This is a genomic window from Sphingomonas aquatilis (assembly GCF_014196115.1).
Lineage (GTDB): Bacteria > Pseudomonadota > Alphaproteobacteria > Sphingomonadales > Sphingomonadaceae > Sphingomonas > Sphingomonas aquatilis.
This window is the reverse complement of the sequence record NZ_JACIDB010000007.1, coordinates 131,121-153,662: the sequence shown is the minus strand read 5'-3', so window position 1 is coordinate 153,662 and position 22,542 is coordinate 131,121. Positions and strand designations below refer to the sequence as shown.

14 protein-coding genes are annotated in these 22,542 nt (G+C 68.0%); 3 read left to right on the top strand and 11 right to left on the bottom strand.

Annotated features, from left to right (window positions below):
* Positions 1 to 195 precede the first annotated feature (195 nt).
* The 6 genes from GGR47_RS14735 to GGR47_RS14710 form a co-directional block, all read right to left on the bottom strand.
* Positions 196 to 663, bottom strand: a complete 468-nt coding sequence (locus GGR47_RS14735; protein ID WP_147036725.1) for a MipA/OmpV family protein — start codon at positions 661 to 663, stop codon at positions 196 to 198.
* Complete coding sequence (locus GGR47_RS14730) at positions 624 to 1,049, bottom strand: MipA/OmpV family protein (protein WP_167509768.1); 426 nt, start codon at positions 1,047 to 1,049, stop codon at positions 624 to 626. Before GGR47_RS14730 ends, GGR47_RS14735 begins: the two co-directional genes overlap by 40 nt.
* Before the next feature lie 16 nt (positions 1,050 to 1,065).
* The gene (locus GGR47_RS14725) at positions 1,066 to 2,493 is read right to left on the bottom strand and encodes an efflux transporter outer membrane subunit (protein WP_147036727.1); all 1,428 of its coding nucleotides are present in this window, start codon (positions 2,491 to 2,493) and stop codon (positions 1,066 to 1,068) included.
* Entirely contained in the window at positions 2,486 to 5,527 is a 3,042-nt protein-coding gene (locus tag GGR47_RS14720) for an efflux RND transporter permease subunit (RefSeq protein ID WP_147036728.1), read from the bottom strand. The genes GGR47_RS14725 and GGR47_RS14720 overlap by 8 nt, the downstream gene beginning before the upstream one ends.
* A gap of 3 nt (positions 5,528 to 5,530) precedes the next feature.
* Positions 5,531 to 6,601, bottom strand: coding sequence for an efflux RND transporter periplasmic adaptor subunit (locus tag GGR47_RS14715; protein WP_244305162.1), 1,071 nt, complete (start codon positions 6,599 to 6,601; stop codon positions 5,531 to 5,533).
* A gap of 95 nt (positions 6,602 to 6,696) precedes the next feature.
* A complete protein-coding gene (locus tag GGR47_RS14710; protein ID WP_147036730.1) occupies positions 6,697 to 7,767 on the bottom strand; it encodes an AraC family transcriptional regulator in 1,071 nt (356 codons plus the stop codon).
* A gap of 260 nt (positions 7,768 to 8,027) precedes the next feature.
* Between GGR47_RS14710 and GGR47_RS14705 the strand changes: the two genes are divergently transcribed.
* A complete protein-coding gene (locus GGR47_RS14705; RefSeq protein ID WP_221204811.1) occupies positions 8,028 to 9,773 on the top strand; it encodes a DUF6055 domain-containing protein in 1,746 nt (581 codons plus the stop codon).
* Positions 9,774 to 9,791: 18 nt separating this feature from the next.
* On the opposite strand, the gene GGR47_RS14700 is transcribed toward GGR47_RS14705, so the two are convergent.
* The 3 genes from GGR47_RS14700 to GGR47_RS14690 form a co-directional block, all read right to left on the bottom strand.
* Positions 9,792 to 11,450: a peptide-N4-asparagine amidase gene (locus tag GGR47_RS14700; RefSeq protein ID WP_147036731.1), complete on the bottom strand. Its 1,659-nt coding sequence runs from the start codon at positions 11,448 to 11,450 to the stop codon at positions 9,792 to 9,794.
* A gap of 83 nt (positions 11,451 to 11,533) precedes the next feature.
* Positions 11,534 to 14,395 (bottom strand): M16 family metallopeptidase, encoded by a 2,862-nt coding sequence (locus GGR47_RS14695; RefSeq protein ID WP_147036732.1) that lies wholly within the window; start codon positions 14,393 to 14,395, stop codon positions 11,534 to 11,536.
* 204 nt (positions 14,396 to 14,599) lie between these two features.
* Entirely contained in the window at positions 14,600 to 17,773 is a 3,174-nt protein-coding gene (locus tag GGR47_RS14690) for a TonB-dependent receptor (RefSeq protein ID WP_244305164.1), read from the bottom strand.
* 223 nt (positions 17,774 to 17,996) lie between these two features.
* On the opposite strand from GGR47_RS14690, the gene GGR47_RS14685 reads away from it, so the two are divergent.
* Together GGR47_RS14685 and GGR47_RS14680 are read left to right on the top strand one after the other, a co-directional pair.
* The gene (locus GGR47_RS14685) at positions 17,997 to 18,566 is read left to right on the top strand and encodes an RNA polymerase sigma factor (RefSeq protein WP_244305166.1); all 570 of its coding nucleotides are present in this window, start codon (positions 17,997 to 17,999) and stop codon (positions 18,564 to 18,566) included.
* Entirely contained in the window at positions 18,563 to 19,585 is a 1,023-nt protein-coding gene (locus GGR47_RS14680; protein WP_183949577.1) for a FecR family protein, read from the top strand. The genes GGR47_RS14685 and GGR47_RS14680 overlap by 4 nt, the downstream gene beginning before the upstream one ends.
* Positions 19,586 to 19,651: 66 nt before the next feature.
* Here GGR47_RS14680 and GGR47_RS14675 read toward each other — a convergent pair whose 3' ends face one another.
* The gene (locus GGR47_RS14675) at positions 19,652 to 20,302 is read right to left on the bottom strand and encodes a TetR/AcrR family transcriptional regulator (RefSeq protein WP_147037231.1); all 651 of its coding nucleotides are present in this window, start codon (positions 20,300 to 20,302) and stop codon (positions 19,652 to 19,654) included.
* Positions 20,303 to 20,404: 102 nt separating this feature from the next.
* A complete protein-coding gene (locus GGR47_RS14670) occupies positions 20,405 to 22,351 on the bottom strand; it encodes a putative bifunctional diguanylate cyclase/phosphodiesterase (protein WP_338112060.1) in 1,947 nt (648 codons plus the stop codon).
* Positions 22,352 to 22,542 lie beyond the last annotated feature (191 nt).

Here is a 22,542-nt window from a genome sequence, read left to right as displayed (position 1 = left end):
CTTTCGTGCGTTTGGGCCCGCTCCCAATCCACAGCAACCGCACGACAGAACCGCTCGACATGCGCGGTAATGTCCGCGGGGCGCGCCTGACTTGACAAAGGAACTGATCACCCACTTGAGGTGCCCAAAAGCGCCACGCCGCCAGACAACGGCCACCACCATCGCCGAACGTCACGGCGGCCGCACCACGGCCGTTTAAAAGCTATAGGCGAGCCCCAGCGCCCCCAGCCACTGGCCGCGAGACCCGGCCTGCGCGACGATCGGACTATCGCCGATGCTGCCGGTCATCGTCCCGTACGTGCCAAGCGCGACGAGTTGGACGCCGTGCAGGAGATTGCCGCGCAGCGTCCGAAAGCCGATCAGGCCTATGGTCCAGCTTTTCATCCCTCCCTTCGCATCATAGACGGGCAGGCCGCTTCGGATACTGTCGGCGGGTGAGATGCTGTAATAGGTTCGGGCATAGCGATCTTCGGCGATGTCGGCCGATGCCGTAAAGGCCACCGCCGCATGAAGCGAGAGCGGCGTGAAATAGGTCAGGCTCGGCTGCCAGACCCCCGCTTCATGCACGCCGGAGACGTCATGCCGATAAGACAGCGCCATGGTGAGCTTGTCATAGGAGCTGGTCACGACCCCCGTCTTCTGAACCCCGACATAGCCGCCCATTTCGACGGCGAGGCCAGTGCTCCGAGTGCCCGCACACGAGGATCGTGAATAGCGCCCATGGCGCTGCGATTGAAATTGATCTGGGCAAACGGCCCCACTTGTACCTGCCAGACCGGCCCGGTTCGATCGCGCAGTAGATTGAGGCTGGCCTGGTTGCCGGCGACGACGAAGCTGTGCCCCTTGACCGATCCGATCGCGGCGGGCGCGACGACCGGGCGGTAATGATCCGAACCCTCATAGTCGGGAACGACCGCCAACCCCGCACCGATTGCGACGATGTCGCGATCGAGGGGGTCGGTGTCCTGACGGGACTGGCCTGTGACGGGTGCGGGGAACAGGCAGGCGGTCAGCCATGCCGTCGCGCTAAAGACAGGAAATTTCGCCACAGGAAGAACCTTTCGATCAGCCGCCGAGGGCGACGTGCAGCTGGATGCGGGCGAGCGCGCCAGCGATGGTCTGGCGGAGCAGCGCCCGCTCGGCGGCGGTCTGTGCGGCTTGCGCCTCGATCAACGGCCCGGCGGCGATGTCGCCACGCCGATATCGAGCCTCGATCGCGGCCACGGTTTGCGTTTGGGAAAGGCTGTCGATCGTCGCCAGCGCCCGCCGTCGGTCGAGCGTCCGCACCATGGCCAGCGCATCGTCCACCTCGCGCCAGGCATCGCGCACCGTTTTCTGATAGGTAAGGGCGGCGCTGCGCTCTTCGGATCGACGGAGCGACAATTGGCGTTGCAGCCGCCCACCCGCAAAGATCGGGATCGACAGCACGGGGCCGACGCCGGTGGTACGCGAATCCCACCCGAAATCGGCCAGGTTCAACACGTCGATGCCGAAGAGGCCGGAGAGGTTGAGGCTGGGATAGAAATCGGCCTGCGCGGCGCCGATTGCGGCAGTTGCCGCGTGCAGCGCGGCCTCCGCGGCCAGAATGTCCGGTCGGCGGCGGGCGAGATCGCTGGGAATGCCGGGCGCGGGGGCGGCCAGCATCGGCATGGCGGACCGATCGGTCGCGTCGAGAGGTGGCGTATCCGGGTTGCGGCCGACCAGCACCGTCAAGGCGCGGGCGGTGCGCGCGATATCGGCGTCGAGCGTCAGCAGCGCATCCTGTCTCGCCCGCCGCTCCCGATCCGCCGCGCGGACGTCGATGCCGGTGGCGAGGCCGCGCGCCTGGAGTGCGGTGGCGATGGCGAGCATCCGGTCGCCCAGCGCCTGCTCGCGGAGCGCAAGCCTGCGCTCCTCCCCCAGCCCGCGCCATTGCCAATAGGTCTGCGCGACCGCCGCCTCGACCGACAGCCGCGCACCCTGGGTGGCGGCGTCCGCTTGCGCGGCCCCGGCGGTGGCGGCCTCCACCTCGCGCCGGGTTTTGCCCCACAGGTCGATCGCCCAGCTGGCGCTGATATCGGCCTGGTAGAGATCGAACGCATAGCCCTGGGGAACCGCGGCGTCAGCGGCATTCGGCGACTGGCCCAGCAGCGGCGCCAGGACGCCGGCCAGTCCGGCGGTGCCGATGCGGTTGCGACTATAGCCGAGCTGTGCGCCCACCTGTGGCAGGCTGTCGGCAGACTTAGCATTGCGGGCGATCCGCGCCGCGACCAGCCGCTCCTCGGCGATGCGCAGGTCGAGATTGGCGGCGCGCGCCTGATCCTCCAGCCGGTCGAGCAGCGGGTCGCCGAAGCTGCGCCACCAAGGCGCATCGGGCTGGGCCGGTGCTGCGACGCTCCCCTGCCACCGCGCGGGCAGGTCGGCGACGGGCGGATGGAAATCCGGGCCGACCGTGCAGCCGCCCAACAGCAGCAGCGCGGCCAAGCCCGCGCCGACAGTGCGGCGATCAATCATGCGCGGTCTCCTTGGCAGTATCCTCGCGGCCGAAGAGCAAAAGGTAGAAGGCGGGCAGCGCGACCAAAGTCAGGATGGTCGCGCCGATCAGTCCGCCGATCATCACGATCGCCATCGGCCCCCAGAAGATGTTGAAGCACAGGGGGATGAAGGCGAGCACGGCGGCCAGGGCGGTCAGTACCACCGGGCGGGCGCGGCCGATCGTTGCCTCGATCACCGCGGTACGCACCGTCATCCCCTCGGCCCGGTGCGTCTCCACCTGATCGACCAGGATGATGGTGTTGCGCATGATCATCCCGGCCAGCGCGATCAGCCCCAATAGCGCGACGAAGCCGAACGGCGCGCCCGTCAGCAGCAGCGCCGCCACCGCGCCGATGATCCCCAGCGGCGCGGTCGCCAGCACCAGCAGGGTTCGCGGCAGGCTCTGCAACTGGATCATTAGCAGCACGAGCATGATCCCGATCGTGACCGGCAGCAGGCGATAGATCGCGCGGTTGGCGTCGGCGGACAATTCGCCGTCGCCGCCCTCCGCGATGTCATATCCGGGCGGCAGCGCAGCGCGGATACCGGCGATGCGCGCAGCGGCGGCATCGACGATCTCGGCGGCCTGGACGTCGCCGATCATGTCGGCCTGCACCGTGATGGTCTGCGCGGCATTGCGCGTCCAGACGATCGGCTGTTCGGTGGTCGGCGACAGCGTCGCGACCTCGCTCAACGGCACCATGCCGTGCGGTGTCGATACGGGCATGTCGATCAGACCGCCCAGGTCGTGCCGATCCTCGGCCCGACCGCGCACCATGATGCCGATCCGCTTCGTCCCACGCAGCACCGCGCCGCCGGGCGCGCCCGACAAGGTGGCGGCAAGATCGCTCGCCACCTGCGCCCGGTCCACCCCCAGCGCCGCCGCACGCGCCGGATCGATCCGGTAGCGCGCGACCGGTGCGGCGATGCCCCAGTTGATCTGAACTGCCGTGGCCGATGGGATGGCGCGAAGTACCGCCGCGATCCGCTGTGCGATCGCGCGTAAGCGGGCGGGATCGGGGCCGGTCACCCGGTATTGGACCGGCGATCCCAGGCTCGGCCCCAGCGACAGGCGACGCACATGCAGGCTGGCGCCCGGAATGCCCGGCATCCGCTCCAGCTTATCGATCAACGCATCGCGCGCCGCCAGATCGTGGGCCACCAGCATCACCGTCGCGGTCGCGGGATTGGGCAAGGCCGGACCATAGGGAAGATAGAAGCGCGGCGCCCCGCGACCGACGAAGCTGTCCATGCTGCGGATAAGCGGGTCGCCGTGCAGCAGATGTTCCAGCCGCCGGGTCGCCGCCGCGGTCGCCTCGATCGAGCTGCCCGGCCGCATCGCGAGGTCGACCATCACCTCGGGCCGGTCGGAATAGGGAAAGAATTGCTGCCGCACGAGTGTCGCGCCGAGCAGGCCGACCGCCAGCAGCGCGATCGTGATGCCTGCGACCAGCCAACACCGGTTCACCGCCCACTCGATCGCGGCGCGCAGTCGCCGGTATAGCCCGGACGGCCCGGCGGCATGGCCATGCCCCCGCGCCATGTCCGGCAACAGCTTGACGCCCAGGAACGGGGTGAAGACCACGGCGACGATCCAGCTGACCAGCAGCGCCGATCCCGTCACCCAAAAGATGCCGCCCGCATATTCACTGGTCGTCGACTGGGCGAGACCAACCGGCAGGAACCCGACGACGGTGATCAGTGTGCCGGTCAGCATCGGAAAGGCGGTGTGCGTCCAGGCATAGGCTGCGGCCTGATGCCGATCGACGCCCTGCTCCATCTGGACCACCATCGCTTCGACGCTGATGATCGCATCGTCGACCAGCAGGCCGAGCGAGAGGATCAGCGCGCCGAGCGAAATCCGCTCCAGCCCGATTCCCGCCACCCCCATGTGCAAAGCGACGATCGCCAGCGTCAGCGGCACCGATAGCGCCACGACGATCCCCGTCCGCCAGCCGAGCGTGACGAAGGCGACGATCAGCACGACGGTCAGCGCGCAGAAGAATTTGATGAGGAAGGTGTTCACCGCCTCGCGGATATTGGCGCTCTGGTCCTCGACCTGCGTCAGCCGCGCACCGGCGGGCAGCGTGCGCCGAACCTGCTCGGCGGCCGCGCGGATTGCCTTGCCGAAGCCCAGTCCGTCCGCGCTCGGCCGCATCGACACCGCCAGGATGACCGCCGACTGACCGTCGTGGCGCACCACCGCCTCGGGCGGTTCGGCAAAGCCCCGCGCGACCGTCGCCATATCACCCAAACGCATCGCGCCGGACGGCGTCGGGATCGACGCGCTTTCCAGATCGCGAACATCGTCCACCTCGCCGTCCAGCCGGACGGGCGTCTGCATCGCACCCTGTACGCCGCCCGCCGGGGCGATCGCCTGACGCTGCGCCAGTGCCTGGGCCAAGCGACCGGGCGACAGGCCCACGCCGGCCAGCCGCCGCGGGTCGACATCGACGAACAGCCGCTGCGGCAGTTCGCCGATGATCTCGGCCTTGCCCGCTCCGGGTACGCGCAGCATCGTATCGCGCGCCTGCTCCGCCAGCCGTACCAGCCGGGCATTGTCCGCGCCGGTCAGGGCAAAGACGTACCCATAGACGTCGGCATTGTCCTCACTCGCCGCCAGCGACGCGCCACCCGGCAACGCGGGCTCGATGTCCTTCAGCTTGCGCCGGACCTGTTGCCAGACATCCTTGATCTGTCCCGGAGGGGCTGCATCCTTCAGCTCGACGGTGATGACGCAGGCTCCGTCGAGACAATAGGTCTGGAGATAGTCGAGATAGTCGATTCCGCGCAGCGTGCGCTCGACCGGATCGGCGACCTGCGCCTGCATCTGCGCCGGGCTCGCGCCGTCCCAGCGGGCGGACACGATCATTTCCTTCAGCGTGAAGCCGGGATCTTCGTTGCGCCCCAGCGCCAGGAACTGCGCCGCGCCCGCTACGAAGAGCAGCGCGATCAGGAAACCCACCAGGGCGGGGTGTCGGATCGCCCAGCGGGAGAGGTTGAGCCCGTCCATGGCTTAGTGGAACCCCGGCTCGATACCGGCATCGACCACGCTCTGTCCGTCGACCAGCGTGTCGGCGGCGGTAGCGACGATCGACTGGCCGTCGCGAAGACCCGTGACCAGCGCATCGCGCCCCAGCCATGCCGCGATCCGCACCGGCTGACGCCGGATGTGGCTGTCGGGCTGCAGCGTCCAGACATAGGGGCGCCTGTCCGCGTCGCCGATGGCGGACAGGGGGACGCGGACCTGCTGGTCCGGCGTGGGCGTGCGCAGGGTAAGCGTGACGATGCTGTTGTAGGGCGGCGGCGATCCCGTGCCGCTCAGGACGAAGCGGGCATCGCGCAGATGCGATGTCGGATCGCCCTCCGGCGCGAGGCGGCGCAGCCGGGCGGTGAACGTGCCCGCGCCGCCCGGCATGCCGACATCGGCCATCATCCCGGACGTCAGGCGCAGATCGGCCGGCGCGTGAATCTCCGCCTCCGGCGCGCCGCTGGCGAGTTTCAGCACCGCCCCGCCCGCCTCGACGACGCTGCCCGGCTCGGCGATGCGCGCGGTGATGACCCCATCCTGCGGCGCGACCAGTACCGCGTCCGACAGCATGTCGCGGCTGCGCCGAACGACCGCCGCGGCAGCGGCGACCTTCGCGGCCGCCGCCCGGGCGGCCAGTGCCCGCTGGCGGACCTCGGCACTCGACAAGGCGCCGACGCCGTCCAGTCCGCGCGACCGGTCGGCTGCATCCTGCGCTGTCCGCGCATCGGCGGTGGCTGCGGCGAGCTCGGCCTCGGCCTGCGCCGCTCCGGCGTCGGCGTCGGCCTTGCCCAGGCGCCCCAGCACCTGACCGGCGCGCACCGTATCGCCGACCTGAACGGTGAGCGTCAGCAGCCTTCCGGGCCGTTTGAACGCAAGCATGGTCTCGCGATAAGGGCGCACGACGCCGCTAAACTGGCGCAGCGCGCCGCCTGCGGCATGGACGGGCACGACATCGACGATCGCCGTATTGCGATCGGGCTGCTGCGACGGTGGCGACGCACAGGCGGACAGGGGTAACAGAAGCGCGACGAAGTAGCGGTGGCGAGCGAACGGCATGATGGCCCCTTGAAAGCGAATGGGGGGCGCCATGACCCGCGAGGCGCGCCGCGCCTCCCGGATTTCCGATTTCGACCGATCGATTTCGAAATCGATCAGTCCGACAGGGGCGGAGTCTCCAGATGCCGGCGACGGTAGGCGCTGGGCGTCTCGCCGAGCCGCGCCTTGAAGCTGCGGTTGAAGACCGCCAAGCTGCCGAACCCTGCGTCCATCGCAATGGTCAGGATCGGGACGTCCGCCTGTTCGGGATCGGCCAGCGCGGCGCAGACCTCGGCCACGCGCAATCCGTTCAGATAGTCGCTGATGTTGCGATGCCCGAAACGGCCATTCACCAATCGGCGGACGCGATATTCGGGCACGTCGAGCCGCGCGGCGATGGCGCCGATGGTCAGCTCGGGCTCACGGTACAGGCGGTCCTGCATCATCGCCCTATCGAGCGCACGGGCGAGCGGCTCGTCCTGCTCCTGCGGCGGGGACGGATCGGTGGCGATCACCAGGGGCAGCGTGCTGTCGGGCGCAGCGGATGCGAACATGTCCCGATGCCGCAGGCCGAACAGCAGCAGCGCGAGACCGAACGTCCCCGTCACCATGCCGATCGCGCTCGCGATACCGGCCATGGCAAAGCGGCCGAAGGCGCGCCCAGCGACCTCCGCGCCGATCGTCCAGAGCACGACGATCGTGACGATGACGACGAACGCCACGCGCGCGCGCCGCCGCGCCTCCACCAGATCGGTCGCGCGGTTCTGCCAGGCATGGCGCAGCGCATCGACGGTAAGCGCGATGCCCGCGACATATAGAATCCCATCGAGCGGATGGAGCGGTGCATGCGTCCCCCGCTCGCCGCCGATCACGGCCGCGCTGACGCCGAGATACCCCAGCGCCATGGCCAGTTCGGCAACGCCCGGGCGGAAATCGTCCTCGAACCACGAACGGGCAAACAGCCAGAACAGCGGCAAACTCGCCGATCCGGCGAGTTGCAGCAGTGTGACGAGCGCCGGCCTAAGCTGGACGAACGGCAAAGCGGCCGCTTCCGTCAGTAACGCGGCGCATGCCAGGGCCGCGCCGTAGCGACCGGCGCGGGTCGGCGCTTCGCTGAGGAACAGCGCGACCGCCAGTGCGAGCAACGTGGCGATGCCGCCGTGCAGCCAGGCTTCGATGCTCAGCACGCGGGTCTTTCTGCGGTGGCGCCGATCGCGTGCGACGGCACGCTGTCGGTCGGGTGAAAGGTGGGAGGCAGGGTCTTCCGCGCCGGCCTATTGCGGCGATCCCGGCTTGCCAAGCTGCAAGCGGTGGTCGGGCGGGACTGTCGATTACCCATTGCACCGCGATGCAGGGCGCGGCGCGATCTTGTGGCGGCGTTACGGCTTTTCGATCGTGCCTTGTCGTATCCCAGGACGAGAGGTCGCGGGGTTGGGGAGTAATGCGCATGGCGCGGGGAGTGCGATGGGTGGCGCTGGTGTCGGTGCTGGTCTGCACGGCGTCGGTGTACGCCGGGCCCGCCTTCGCTGCGGCGTCGTCCGGGTGTCGGAGCCACACGACGCTGGCGCCATGGGGGCGTTATCCGATGCGACGCTGGACGCCGATCCGGCCTGTCCGCCAGCCCGCGACGATCGACGATGACGGCAGCAAGCGCGAGGGGCTGGCGATCGGTGCGCCGTTCCGCGCGCGCATGGTGCAGGCCTATGGCGTCGACGACGGCGAGGCGCGCCGGATCGTGGAGATGGTGACCGCGGAGGGCTGCTATCGCGCGTTCCGGGCGGATTCGTTCGTGGCTGCCGACCAGGCCGTCATCGCCGCCGAAGTCGCGCGGCATCCCTCCACCCCCGATCCCAACCGCTATGCGACCGTGCTGGAGCCCGGGCAGGTGGAGCCCGGCGACATTGAGGCGGGCAGGATCGCCAAGTACGAGACTCAGCATTTCGTCTTCTGGTACGGCACGAACACCAAGGGCGACAGCTATGCCTATGCACGCGACACCGGGCAGGACTGGCGCACCGTCCTGACCCGCGCGGGGGCGTGGGCGGAGCAGGTGTGGCATCTGAGCCGCGATCTGACGGGCGCACCGATGCCCTATGCCGACCGTCCGGCCGGCGAGCGCCGACGCATCGCGGTCTACATCTCCGGCACCGGTCGCCCCCATGTCGCGGACGGCGACCTGATGTCGGGCACGCCGGTGGCCTCGCCCGCCATCTGGATCGCCGCGAGCATGCTCAATTATGGGTCCAAGACGTTCGCGCATGAATTCGGCCATGTCCTGCAATTCTACTCGGGCGGCCTGCGCGACAGTCCGAGCGCGGGGGCGATCTGGGAAGCGGGCGGCAACTGGCTCGGAAACCTGCTCGTGCCGGGTTCGACGACGTGGATCGGGAGTTACGGCAACCGCCAATATGTGGGGCCTTTGTGGCCCGATGCGCGCTACGGTGCGTTTCCGTTCCTCAACCTGCTGTTCGAAGATCCGCGCACGCGACCGCTCGTCTGGGCGGGGTGGACCCGTAATGCGCGGACCGCCGCGGGGGCGTCTACCGAGGATTTCGTGCCGACCATCCTGCGGCTCGGCACGGCATCGGGCGCCTATCCGAAGGGCCTGCGCTCCTTCGCGGACGACATGGGATGGTATGGCGCGCGGCTCGTCACGCTCGACTTCATGAACCAGCGCGCGCTGCTGGACGCCGTTGCGCAGTCGCGGTTCGTCTTCGGCGGGACGCGCTTTGCCGCCTTGGTTCCGGGCGACCGGCCGGGCCGTTTCGTGCCGCAGTCCGACCAAGTGCTGCACCAGTTCGGCACGGACATCATTCCGCTGACCCCGACCGGCCATCGCGACACCGTGTCCGTACGCCTGACCGGCGCCACGACCGCCAAGGACTCGGCATGGCGTTTCGCGCTGGTGGCGGTGCGGGGTGAGACGGATGCATCCTATTCCCGGCTCGGTGCGGTCGAGGGGACCGGTAGCGCCACCGTCTCCTATCGCATCCCCAAGGATGCGCGCCTGTATCTGGCGGTGACGGCGACGCCGGGCGTGTATGAATCGCTTGGCTGGCAGAAGCCCGGATCGACGGAGGGCGCGCGCTTTCCCTATGCCGTCGATATCAGTGGCGCGACGCCGCGGCTGAAGGGCGAGGTCGATTGCCGGATGCCGCAAATGACGCTGAAGGGGCCGCCGCCCGCCTGCTGACGCGGAGCCCTGCGCCTTTTATTGGGCAGGGGGCGCCGTGGTGTCGGACGTGTACACGACGGTGTCGTCGGTCACCACGGCCGTTCTGTCGTAGCGACGTCCGCCCGCACCCGTGTCGTGTGCGGTCACGGTCACCCGGTTCGGCGTGGGCTGCGGCGCGGTGAACAGCGAGAAGCTGGGGGCGAAGGTCGTCAGCGTCTGTGCCGTGCGGCCGTTGTCGGGGCCATCGCCGCTGATCGTGCGCTCGCTGGCCTGCGCGATCTGCGTGCCGTTTTTCACCCCATAGAGCGGTGGCTGTACGCCGATGTCGATGGCCAGCGTGTCGCGTTCGGCGATGCGGCGCCGCGATGGCGTCGCGCCGCGCGTCGTGACGGTCATCGTCTGGCGCGCCACATAGCGCTTGCTCGACACGCCGGTGTCGCGGGTGTTGGTCAGCCGCTGGTTGAGGTCATAGGCGACGCGGGTGACCACGCGACCGTGAGGGGTGTCGACATAGCCCTCGACACGGTCGGCGCGCGTGGCGACCGTCTCCACCGTGCCGATCGCGCCCGGCCCTCGTGGCGCGCGAAGCTGTCGTGTGACGATGCGCGCGGGGGCGAGCGTGTTGGCGGTCAGCGCTCCGGTCACCACCGGACGGGTGGGATCGACCGTCCCGATCAGCGTGCCCGACACGCGGAAGAACGTGCCGGCGGTCGGCATCGCAAGTGCGATCACATGCGGCTGGCCGTCGTTGAGCAGCGCGGCGAACGGCGTGAGGTCGACCCGGGCGGGCGGCAGGTTCAGCGCGCGCAGGGCGGGCACGCGTCGCCACAGGCCGGGATTGATGCCGCCGGTGAAGATGTCGGGCTGGACGGAGCGGACGCCCGCCAGCCGTCCGTCGATCCGTACCTCCACCTCGCGATACGGTGCGTCGCAGGGCGGCGGCCCGAAGATGTTGCGCTGGGCGAGATTGCCGGGCGCACAATCGTACCAGAATTCCTCGCGTTCCTGCCCGATGGCGAACAGGTCGATGGCCAGGCTCGTCAGGTTGCGCGGGAAACGGATCGTGCGTGACACCATCGGCTTTTGCGTGTCGAGCCGCGACAGTCCCGCTGTCACCGGCAGGACTACGCCGTCCGGCCGGGGCGCTTCCCCGGCGTAGAAGACCAGACGGGCGCCCCAATGGACATGCGCGTCATGATCCTTGTCGAGATAGTTGACCAGGATCGCCCGGCCTTCGGTCGGCGTGCGAAGCAGCGCGGCATAATCGGTCACGTCGCGGGCGACCTGCCAATGCGGGGCATAGGTCTCGCCGGGCTCCATCGTCGTGCCGAGGAAGAGGGTGGCACCGCCCAGCGTCAGGTCGGCGGAGCGATCGAATTGCGTACCCGTGGTGACGTCGAAGTCCGCCTCCAGCACCACCTTGCGCCACGGGCCGGGACAGTCGGCGGGCGGGCGGTAGGCCAGTGGCAAGGGTTCGTCGCCCTGGAACTCGCGCCGGTCGAACAGGGTGACGGTGCAGGATGGACCGCTGGGGCGGGGCAGCGGCGGGCTCAGGTCGACGACGGCGTTGCCGATCGGTCGTGGCGCGGTCTGGCCAGCGGCGGGTGCGCCGATGCTGGCTGATAGCCCGGCGGCGAGCAGCGCCCGCCCCATGGTGCCGCAAAGGCGGACGCGCGGCATATGATCGATGTCCATGGCCTGTCCCAGGTCAAAAGAGGAGCGCGTCCGCGCCGATGGCCGCCCGGGGCGAGGCAGGATCGGCCCCGCCCCGGTGCGCCTCAATGCTTGGCCAACACCTCAGCCGGGGTCACCACCTCGACCGGCAGGCCCAGTCCTTCCAGCTGCGGGCGGATCGTCTTGGCATCGCCCACGACGGTCCAGACCCATTTGGCAGGCTGCAGATACTGTCGCATCGCAGCGTTCGCGTCCCGCAGCGCTACCGCGCGGATGCGCGCGTCGAAGGTGCTGAAGAAGTCGTCCGGCCAGCCGTTGCGCTGGAGCATGGCGGCGGCGGCCATCACCTGCCCGCCGAAGCGGAACGAGGCGACGTTCTTGCGCAGCGTGTTGGCGACGGCCTCGTCGAACTCCTCCTGCGTGATCGGCCGGTCGGTGACGATCGCGTTCAGCTCCTTCTGCACCTCCTTGATCGCAGGGCCGACCTTGTCCGGCTGCAACTGCACCTCGACCTGATAGCTCGACCCCAAATCGTTGACGTCGAAATTGCCCGACGCGCCGTAGGTCCAGTGCTTGTCCTCGCGCAGGTTCATGTTGATGCGCGAGGTGAACTCGCCGCCCAGCGCGATGTTGGCGAGACGCGGTGCGACGCCCTCATAGCTGCGCGGCATGTCGACCAGTTGCCCGCCCCCCAGGAACGCCTGGACCTGGCCGGGCATGTCGACCAGCACGATCTTGGGCGGTCCGGTGACGAGCGCAGGACGCGGGTCCAGCGCGACCGGGGCGGGGCCGCGCCCCTGCACGCTCCAATGGCCCAGCGTCGCGTTCAGCTTCGGCAGGAGCGTGGCGAGCGGCTCGTTCGAGACGATGACCAGCTTGGCCTCTTCGGGGCGAATCCAGCGACGGAAGGCCGCCTCCAGATCGGGGCGGGTGATGGCGTCGACCTCGGCCACGCTGGGCACCTGCGATGCCTTGGCGAGCAGCGTCCCGGGCGCGAGCGCTTGCGTGAAGGCCGTGCCCAACAACGTGCCGGGGCTGGTCGGCGCGGCCGTGACGCGCGACAATTCCTGCCGCCGATATTCCTCCAGCCGATCCTGCGGAAAGTCGGGACGGGTCAGCATCAGCATCATCGTGTCGAGCGTCGTGTCCAGGCTGGCGCTGGGCGCCGCGAACGAGACGCCGGAATCGGTGTTCTGCGCGCTGCCGTAGATCGCCGCGCCGGTCCGTTTGCGCAGCTGCTTGAACCAATGGTCGTCATGGCCGCCCGCACCTTCGTCCAGCATCTGGAACATCGCGCGGATCGTGCCGGGCTTGCCGGCGGGATCGTCGACGCTGCCCACGTCGAACGACAGCTCGGCGGTGGTGAAGGGGACGGCGTCGTGCTGGACGTAGAGGACGGGAATACCGTTCGCCAGCTTGGCGTGCTGCACCGGGGGGAAGCGGGCGGCCTGGGGCTCGCCGACGCCGGGGATGGGGCCGCGCGTGCCGCTTTGCGGGGCGACGACGGCGGTCTTGGGTGCGTCGGGCACCTCGGTCCCCGCGACGCTTTCGTCGCCCGCCGCGGTCATGCGCGGTCCCGGGACGATCATGCCGCGATAGCCCGGACGGCCCAGCCACTTGCGCGCATCGGCCATGACCTTTGCCGGGGTCAGGGCGAGATACGCCATGAGGTCGTCCTTATATTTGGCGGGCGAGCCGAGTACCGAATTGGCCTGCATCAACAGGCCGCCGCGCGCCTCGATCGTCTCGTTGTTTCGGACCGCCGGAATGATCCGCGTCGCCTTGTAGCGCTCCAGCGCATCGGCGGACGGCGTGCTGTGCAGGAAGGCGGCGATCGCGTCGTCCAGCGCCTTTGCCGCGACGTTCGGATCGACACCCTTCCGGACCGAGCCATAAATGGTGAATTCGCCGACGCCGCGATAGGTCGTGTTGTCGGCGCTGAGATTGTTGAACAGCTTGTCCTGACGCACCAGCTTGTCGAACAGCGGTGCGCCGTCGATGCCGGTCATCAGGCCCGATACCGCGTCGAGCGAAAAGTTTGCCGGGTCGCGCCCGCCGGGCACGGGCCAGGTCCGGGCGATCTGTGCCGTCGAGACGGGGCCGGTGAACGATTGGTTGATCGGCGCGGTCAGGACCGGCGGCTCGGCGGCGGGCGCGGTGATCGCGCGCCCGCGCGGGATGTCGCCGAAATAGCGCATCGCCTTTGCCTTGGCGGTCGCGAGATCGATGTCGCCCGCCAGCAGGAGCGTGGCGTTGTTCGGACCGTAATAATCCTTGAACCACTGATGCACGTCGGCGAGCGACGCCGCGTTCAGATCCTTCATCGATCCGATGACGCTGTGACCATAGGGGTGCGAGGCGGGATAGATCGCGCTGCGGCGGCTATAGCCCAGGATGCTGGCGGGGTTGTTGTCGTTGTTGCGCTTTTCGTTCTGGACGACGCCGCGCTGCTCGTCGAGCACGCCCTGGGTGATCGCACCGAGCAGATGCCCCATCCGGTCGCTTTCCACGAACAGCACGCGGTCCAGGCTGCCGGTCGGCACCGCCTCGTGATAGTTGGTGAAATCATAGCCGGTGCTGCCGTTGACGCCGATCGACCCGGCGTCGCGCAGATATTTGAAATAGTCGCCCGGTGCATTCTCGCTGCCGTTGAACATCAGATGTTCGAACAGATGGGCAAAGCCACTGCGCCCCGCGGGCTCGAAGGTGGAGCCGACGGCATAATTGATGCTGGTATAGACGATCGGCACGCTGTGATCGGTGAGGACGATGACCGTCAGGCCGTTGGGCAGCGTGAACGTCTGATAGGGAATGGTGAAGTCGCGGACCAGCTTGACGAGCTCCGCCGGGGTGGTGTCCGGGCGGGATGCCGTGGTCGTTGCGGCGTTCGCGGGGCGTCCGGCCAAGGCCGGGACGGGGGCCAGGACCAGGGCCGTACCGGCCATCCACATCATACGCAGGCTCATCGACTTATCCTTGATCGGTTGGGGAGGCGCTGGTCGAGCGAGGGTTCGGCACCGTGACACGGATGCGGAACCGTCGCGGGACAGGACAATCGGGGGTGGGAAGCCCGTAATGGCGAGGACCGTGTCTGGGGCGGCGTCCGGCCGCGCTGCGCCTGTCGACGGTCCGCCGCACCCCGTCGTTTCGACGGGATGCGGCGGCCGGGGTCAGAACGACTTGCTGACCCCCAGATAGAAGTTGCGCAGCCGCGGATCGCCGTACGGGCTGTAATAGAGCGGCGCCTGCGTCACATCGAGCGGCGGCATCTTGTTGAAGATGTTGTTGATGCCGAAGCGCACCGTCATCTTCTGCGGCAGGCGGTAGCTGATGTTCATATCGTGATACATCTGGCTGGCGACCTTCGCCGACCCCTGCGCGGCCACGACGTTGCGATCGAGCGTCAGGTAATAGCCGCTGAGATAGCGCGTCTGCCAGCCGAGGCTGAGCCGGTCCTTCGTCCATTGCAGCGACCCGCTGCCCCGGAAGCGCAGGGACCCGGATGCACTGGTGCCGGCCGCGAAACCGGCCGTGACGACGCCGGCGTAATTCTGCGCGGGCGTGTCGGCGAACGGCTGGATTACCAACTGATCGACATAGGTCGCACGGCCGACGGCCGACAGCTGACCGCCGAACAGGTTCGTGTCGTAGTTGAGCGTGAAGTCATAGGCCGAGGTGACCAGCGACGTCAGGTTGATTAGCGATATGTCCAGCGCGGTGATCGGCCCGACGGCAAAGCCCCCCGATGCCGGGCCGCGCGTGACGCGGTCGGGGTTGGATGTGATGAACTGGTTGAACTGCGACTGCACGGCACCGAAAAGCAGTAGCAGCGGATCGAAATACATGTCCCGCTTGTGGATGCGCGTCCAGTCGACCGAGAATCGCAGGCCGTCGATGAAATGCGGCTTCAGGATCAGGCCGGCCGTCCACGTCTTGGACGATTCCGGCCGAACGGCCGGATTGCCGCCCGAAAATCCCGAGATGACGCCAAGGCCGAACATCTGGGTGCCGATCAACTCGTTGTTACGCTGCGGATCGCGCATCTGAAGGGTGATCTGCGGGCGGGGGACCTTGACCAACTGGCTGAGCTGCGGCGGCAGATAGCCGGTCGTGTACGAGCCGCGCAGTGTGACGCCATCGATCGGCGACCAGAGCAGGCTGATGCTGGGATCGGTGTGCGCATTGGTGGTTGTCGACCGCTCGATGACGGTTCCTGCCGGCGGGCAGTTGTCGAAATAATTATATTGTTTCGCCTCGAACGGTGCCGTGCAGGATACCGGGTCCGACGTATCGGTGCCGTCGCCGCTATAGGATTCATGCCGCGCCGACAGGCGCAATTCCAGCAATCGGATCAGCGGCAGTTGATGCTTGTCGCCCAGGATCGGGAACACGACTTCGCCATAGACGGACTTGGTCGTCTGGTGCGCGGTGGGGGTGAAGGTGGTGACCGCGCCATCGTCGGTCAGCAGCGTGAGAAGGCGCGAATCCAGCCTCTGGGTGTTGATCTCGGCGTTGACGGTCAATTGCGGTTTGCCGCCCGGCAGCGAGACCGGCAGCGGCCCGGCGAGCCGTAGCGAGGGCGCGACGTTGCTCGATTTGCCGTCCTGCTGGCGCTGATAATAAGGCGTCTTGTCGTAGGTGAAGGGAAGCGGATAGGTCGAGGTATCGACCAGCGCGTTCAGAACCCCGGACTGGAGATCGCCGGAAGCGAAGGCGCTGATCGCCGGCGGGCTGTTCGCGACCGAAAAGTTGGACTTGGAATAGGAGACTTCGGCGACCGCCTGCCAGTCCGCCGGCAGCCGGATGATGGCTCCGCCCAGCGTGCGCAGCGTCGACGACACCTGCTTGATCGGGGCATCATAGGCGGGATTGGCCGGAAACGCGATCGCGAGATCCTGCGTGAACGGGTTGCTGGGGGCCGACGCGAACAGGAAGACCGAGTTGAGCGTGTTGGAGAAGGTGTTGACCGCCGAAGAATGTGACATGCCGATTTCGGCATAGGCGGTCAGCCAGCTGTTGAACGTGCGCCGCACCGCGACCGAACCGCTGTACTGATTCATCGGATAGAGCAGCGGCGCGCGGGCGCCGGTGCCGGCGGCGGTATTCGGCTGGTCAAGGTTAAAGGTGCCGAGCGACGAGAGCAGCGGAGCCAGGCCGGCCTTCGCGATCCCCGCATAGCCCTTGGGAATGGTCCCCAGGCCGCTCGACAGCGTCTGGCCGCCATATTGGGGCTTCAGCTGGAGCGGCGAGCCGTCCTGCGTCTTGAAGTTGACCAGCGAACCCTGCGGCGGATTGGTGAAGCCACCATAGAAAGAGCCGGGGTCGTTGGCGAGGATGTCATCCAGCCCACGGCGGCGCAGATTGTCGCGGTCGCCGTAGCGCAGCGCCAACTGCTTAGTCCAATTGCCGGTAAAGGTCAGGCGCGTGCGTCCTCCCTCCAGCGGCAGGCCGCCGGTGAGATCGATCGAGCCGCGACCCTGTTTGAAATCGCTGGTATTGTCGTAGTTCGCCGACAGTTCGGCGCCCTTGAAGTCGCGGCGCAGCACGATGTTGATGACGCCCCCCGACGCGCCGCTGCCGTAGATGCCAGAGGCCGACGAGGCGAGAACCTCGATCCGCTCCACCGCAGCGATCGGGATGCCGGTGATCGACGGCTGGGTGATGTCGCCATTGCCCAGGTTGATGCCGGGCTGGCGCCGCCCGTCGACCAGGATCAGCGTGTCGCGCAGGCCGATGCCGCGCAGGTTGATCGCGCTGACGCCGATCGGGCGGCGGGGATCGGCTGCGGTGCTGCCGCCGATCGCCTGATCGCCGACGGTGGGCGAGGTGTTGACGTTCAGCTGGTTGCGCAGGAACGTTTCGAGGTTGGGCGCGCCGCTGCGCTCGATCTCCTTGCGGCCGAGCACGATAAACGGCTGGCTATCGTCCTGCGTGCGTTCGATGCCGGTGTTGAGCGACCAATTGACCTTGCCGTTGACGAGGATGTCAGGCGTGGCGCTGGTGTCGACCTCGTCGCCGGCCAAAGGGCGGAGGGCGACCGCACCATCCTCCGTCGTGACGATCTTCAGACCGGTGTCGATCAGCAGGCCCTGCAACGCCAGCAACGGGGCATAATCGCCCTGGATGCCATTGGTCCGCTTGCGGCCGACATCGTCCATCCGATACACGATCTGGAGTTTGGTCACCTTGCTCCAGGCTTGCAGCGCCGCCGCCAAGCTCCCGGCCGGAATATCGAACCGCTGGGCGGCCCGTACACCCTGCGTGGTCTGCGCCGCGACATGGCCTGGCACAAAGGCCGTCAGCATGCTCGCCCCCAAGGCGATCGCCACACCCCTTCTCTTCATCTGATGCCCCCTTGTTGCGGTCGCTCCCATCACGCCGCTCGGCAAGATTGTCATTCGAAGGCAACGAACCCGTAACATCAGATTTCAAAAAAGTTTGCGATCGTGGAACTTTTCGCCAAAAGCGGTCGAAGCGGGGCTTGTCGCGTTTTTCCGTTAGGGTTTTGACGCGGCCGATTGTCATGACGGCCGAACCCCTTTGACCAAGGAGTGTCTCGGGCGGGCGATGGTAGACGACAGGCAGTTGGAGCGGTGGTTTTGCGAGGAGGTGCTTCCGCTGGAAGCGTCGCTGACCCGCTATCTGCGTCGTAACTGGCGGACGGCCGAGCAGATCATGGATATCCGGCAGGACATATACGAGGCGGCGCTGACGGGCGGGCGGCAGGAATTGCCGACCAACACCCCAGGCTATGTCTTCACGATCGCGCGCAATATCCTGGTCAATCGGGCGAAGCGCGAACGGATCGTGCAGTTCGAACATTATGCCGACATGGAAAGCGTCGACCAAGGCGTGGATCTGTCCGCAACCGACCGCCATCTGGATGCGCGCGACGCGCTGCGCCGGGCGCAGGAGGGGATCGAGCGGCTGCCTCCGCGCTGCCGCGAGGTCGTGCGTCTGCGCAAGATCGAAGGCTTGTCGACCCGCGAGGCGGCGGCGCGCATGGGCGTCGGCATCGATACGATCGAACGCCAATTGGTGCTCGGCATCCGTGCGATGGCCGATGCGATGCTGGGCGGTGCGGGCAAGATCCGTCGCAGCGGCGCGGCCGGCACCGGCAAGGCGCGCCGCCAATGAACCGCGCGACGATGATCGAAGAAACCGCCGCGCGTTGGATCGTCCGCCAGGAAAGCGGGGAATGGTCCGCCGAGGACGACGCCGCGCTGACCGCGTGGCTTGACGAGCAGATGGCGCACAAGGCCGCGTTCTGGCGGCTGCGCCACGGCTGGGCGGCGGCGGATCGCGTCGGGGCTTTGGGATTCCAGACCGCCGCCCCGCGATCGCGCGCGCGGCGCGGCTGGCAGGCTGTGCTGCGCGCCCGCCCTCGCGCGATCGGGGCGATCGCCGCCGCGCTCGCGGTGACGGTGGGGATCGGCACCACGGTGCTGCGATCGCCGGCGGGTTTTGGTCTGGGCCATGGTGCGCAGGACACGGCGTCGCCATCGCAGTCCGCGCCGGTGCGCGTACAGACGCCGGTCGGCGTTCGCCACGCGATTGCGCTGCGCGATGGCAGCCGGGTGGAACTGAACACCGCGACCGTCGTGCGCACCGCGGCCGCCGATCAGGGGCGCGAGGTCTGGCTGGATAAGGGCGAGGCCTATTTCGACATCGTCCACCGCCCCGACGATCCCTTCGTCGTGCATGCGGGGCCGCGGACGGTGACTGTCCTGGGCACGCGCTTCACGGTTCGCCGCGATGGGGACAAGGTGACGGTGGCGGTGCTGTCCGGCAGGGTGCGGATCGAGGATGCGACCGCGGGTGCGGGCACGCGCTCCGCCGTGATCGGGCAGGGCGACATCGCCTATGCCCAATCGCACGGCACGCTGGTGGCGCTGGCGGCACCGGCGCGGGTCGAAGCGATGACCGGATGGCGCGATGGCCTGCTGGTGTTCGACAACCAGCGGCTGGGGGACGCGGTGGCGGATTTCAACCGCTACACCAACCGCCCGATCCGTATCGCCGATCCTTCCACCGCCGACATCCGGATCGGCGGGACGTTCCAGATCGATAACAGTGCGGGGTTCCTCGATCTGCTCCACTCCGCGTACGGGCTGAAGGTGCGATCCGACGCGAACGGTACCCTCGTCGAGCCGTGACCGGCGCGCGCGGGGCGGGGGCGCCGGATGCCAGCGCGGCCAGTCGGCTTCGAGCGTCCGAGCTCGCTAAAACGTCGCCATCGCCCCTTCCACCATCGGCCGGACGGTCAGGTCCACGAACCGGTCGATATCCTCGCTGCGGCTGAGGTCGATGTCGAACTGGCCGGCGCCGATCGTTCGCGCCAGGCCGATGCACAGCGCGAAACAGCTATAGGCCAGCGGGCAGTTGCGATGCGCGGCGGCGGTGTCGCTGAGGTCGAACCCGCCCTCGCCATAGATCAGTTCGGCCATGCCGACGAACGCGCGCAGCGAGGCGGCGCGAAACCCCGGGTGGATCGTGCCCCGATCGGTGCGCCCGAACATGACCCGGACCAGCTCGGGCTGGGCAACGCCGAAGCGGACGTAGATCTGGGCGTGACTGATCAGCCGATCGACCTTCGTATCCTTGGTCGCGGCCGCGGCCTGCAACACGACCTCGAGCCGGTCGAACGCCTCGCGTGCGATGTCGAGCACGAGGAAGTCGATGCTGGGATAATGGTTGTAGAAATTGCCGGGCGTCACGCCGAGTTCGCGCGACAGGCGGCGCACCGTGACATGTTCCAGCGTTTCAGTGGCGAGGATATGTTCGGCGACCTTGCGCAGATCCTCGACGACGTTGCCTCGATGATAATTGGCGCGCGGCGCCGCCGGTTCGGGTGCGTTCTTCGAAGCCGCCATGGTGCCGGCTCTAGCCTTGGTGCGATACCCTGACAACCGACGTCGCCGGGACCGGCGCTCGGGCAACCATGGCACCGGCAGCGCTCCCCCCGGCGGGTGCCGTCACATCCGGTTGGTCCGCAACGGAGACTGTGGGGTGAGATCGGGATCGGCGGTCGGATGGCCGAGGAGATAGCCCTGCACCTTGTCGACCCCCAGCACGCGCAGGATATCGAGCTGCGCCTGCGTCTCCACCTGTTCCACCACGATCGGCGTGCCGACCGCACGGCACAGCTCGACGACGCCGATCAGCAACTGACCGGCGAGCGGACATTCGGCGATCGACTGAACGAGACCGCCGTCGATCTTGATCAGGTCGAACCGGATGTGTTTGAGGTATCCGATCGAGGCAAAGCCGGCGCCGAAATCGTCCAGCGCCACGCGGACGCCGAGCGCCTGCAATTCGGCGATGGTCCGTCGCGCCACCTCCAGGTCCCGCAGCAGCGCGGTTTCGGTGATTTCGACGATCAGGCGATCGAGCGGGAAGCCGTGGCGTTCGCAGGCGGCGGCGACCATGGCGCACAGATGCGGCCCGACCTCGCCCGCGGTGACGTTGAACGAAAGCGCGAGGTGCGACGGCCATTGCGTCGCCCTGGCGAGCGCGCGGGCGAAGAGATGGTCGGTGAAATGCGTCGCGACTCGTGCCCGGTCCGCGACCGCGAACAGCTCGTCGGGCGGCACGTTGCCCAGGTGCGGGTGCTGCCAGCGCATCAGCGCCTCGAACGCGACGACCTCGCCGGTGCCGGTGCGGACGATGGGCTGGAAATGCACGTCGAGCTGCGCGAGCGCGGTCGGATCCTGATAGGCGGTTTCGATGATGCGGCGCCGATCGCTTTGCTGCTGCAGACCGACGTGGAAGGTATAGGGCTGCGCCTGCTTGAGCGCCTTGCTCTCGTACAGCGCCAGATCGGCGCGATGCATCAGGTCGATCGGATCGCCGGGCCAGACGTCGCCCGTCGACAGGCCGATCGATCCGCGCGGCTGGATCACGTCGTCGCCGATCGTGATCGGCTGGTCGAATATCGCCGCGATCCGCTGCGCGGCCGCTGCGACCTCGGCCGCGTCGGCGGTGGGCAGCAGCACGGCGAACTCGTCACCGCCCAGCCGTGCGCATAGCGCCTGGGGCGGCACATGTTGCGCCAGGCGATCCGACACGCGTCGCAGCAGGACGTCGCCGACGCCATGGCCCAGGCGGTCGTTGACCGCCTTGAACCCGTCGAGGTCCATCAGCACGACGGTGGTGTCCAGCCGTTCGCCGGCCGGCCGCTGTGCTTCGTCCAGCCGGGCGAGGAAGGCGCGGCGGTTGGCGAGGCCGGTCAGCTGGTCGTTGAAGGCGAGGTGGGCGACTTCGCGTTCGCGCTCGATCGTCGTCGCATGTGCCTGCACGATGTCGTGGAATTGCTGGTGCTGGCGCTGCATCCAGGCGAACAGCAGCACGGCGATGACCGACAGGTTCGCCGCCGCCGCCATCAGCGCCGGATTGCCCGTCGCGATCATCGCGACGACCATCGGGACCGTTCCCGACCAGATCACGGCATAAGCGGCGCGGGGCAGCGAGACCATGCAGACCGCGCAGGCGATCGTCGACAGCGCCGCGAAGAACGGGATGAAGGCGGCGACATCCGCGCTGCGGGTATAGAGCACCCAGGCGCTCCACGCGGACAGGCTCAGGCCGAACAGCAAAGAGGTGCGGACCGTCGAGGCAAACATCCGCCGGGCCGCCGCCGCACCGGCATAATGGACGCGCCGCCATTTCAGGATGCGGACCACGCTGGAGCAAGCGAGGACGCATGAGGGCAGATAGGTGACGGGCGCGGCGCGCGCGGACGAGGTGATGAAGGTCAGGAAGGTGACGTTGATCAGCAGGATCAGGTGCAGGCTCGGCACCTGATGACGCAACGCCCGGAACTGCGCCGCGGCGAGCATTTCGTCCAGTTCGCTATCGGCGGGATCAGGCGCGTGTGACGTCGGCACGGTGCCGGACCATTGGAAGCGCGCGAGAGTCGCCACGACTCGCGACAACCGCCCCCGCACGGCCCGCGTCACGGGCGATGCGGGGGGCGAGGGCAGGGGCGCGATTGTAGCCATAACCGACTGATTAGCGGCTAAAAGTGAATCCCTTCCTCTGGTGGGCGGAGCCGCGGCATTATTTGTTGAAGAGTGGGGGCTGCGGCGACGGTCGTCGGGTCGAGGGGGGAAGG

Coding starts and splice junctions, on each gene's coding strand:
- GGR47_RS14695 (WP_147036732.1), bottom strand. CDS start 14,395: ATGAGCCTGCGTATGATGTGGATGGCCGGTACGGCCCTGGTCCTGGCC.
- GGR47_RS14700 (WP_147036731.1), bottom strand. CDS start 11,450: ATGGACATCGATCATATGCCGCGCGTCCGCCTTTGCGGCACCATGGGG.
- GGR47_RS14715 (WP_244305162.1), bottom strand. CDS start 6,601: ATGCCGTTCGCTCGCCACCGCTACTTCGTCGCGCTTCTGTTACCCCTG.
- GGR47_RS14685 (WP_244305166.1), top strand. CDS start 17,997: ATGGTAGACGACAGGCAGTTGGAGCGGTGGTTTTGCGAGGAGGTGCTT.
- GGR47_RS14680 (WP_183949577.1), top strand. CDS start 18,563: ATGAACCGCGCGACGATGATCGAAGAAACCGCCGCGCGTTGGATCGTC.
- GGR47_RS14705 (WP_221204811.1), top strand. CDS start 8,028: ATGGCGCGGGGAGTGCGATGGGTGGCGCTGGTGTCGGTGCTGGTCTGC.
- GGR47_RS14720 (WP_147036728.1), bottom strand. CDS start 5,527: ATGGACGGGCTCAACCTCTCCCGCTGGGCGATCCGACACCCCGCCCTG.
- GGR47_RS14690 (WP_244305164.1), bottom strand. CDS start 17,773: ATGAAGAGAAGGGGTGTGGCGATCGCCTTGGGGGCGAGCATGCTGACG.
- GGR47_RS14735 (WP_147036725.1), bottom strand. CDS start 663: ATGGGCGGCTATGTCGGGGTTCAGAAGACGGGGGTCGTGACCAGCTCC.
- GGR47_RS14725 (WP_147036727.1), bottom strand. CDS start 2,493: ATGATTGATCGCCGCACTGTCGGCGCGGGCTTGGCCGCGCTGCTGCTG.
- GGR47_RS14675 (WP_147037231.1), bottom strand. CDS start 20,302: ATGGCGGCTTCGAAGAACGCACCCGAACCGGCGGCGCCGCGCGCCAAT.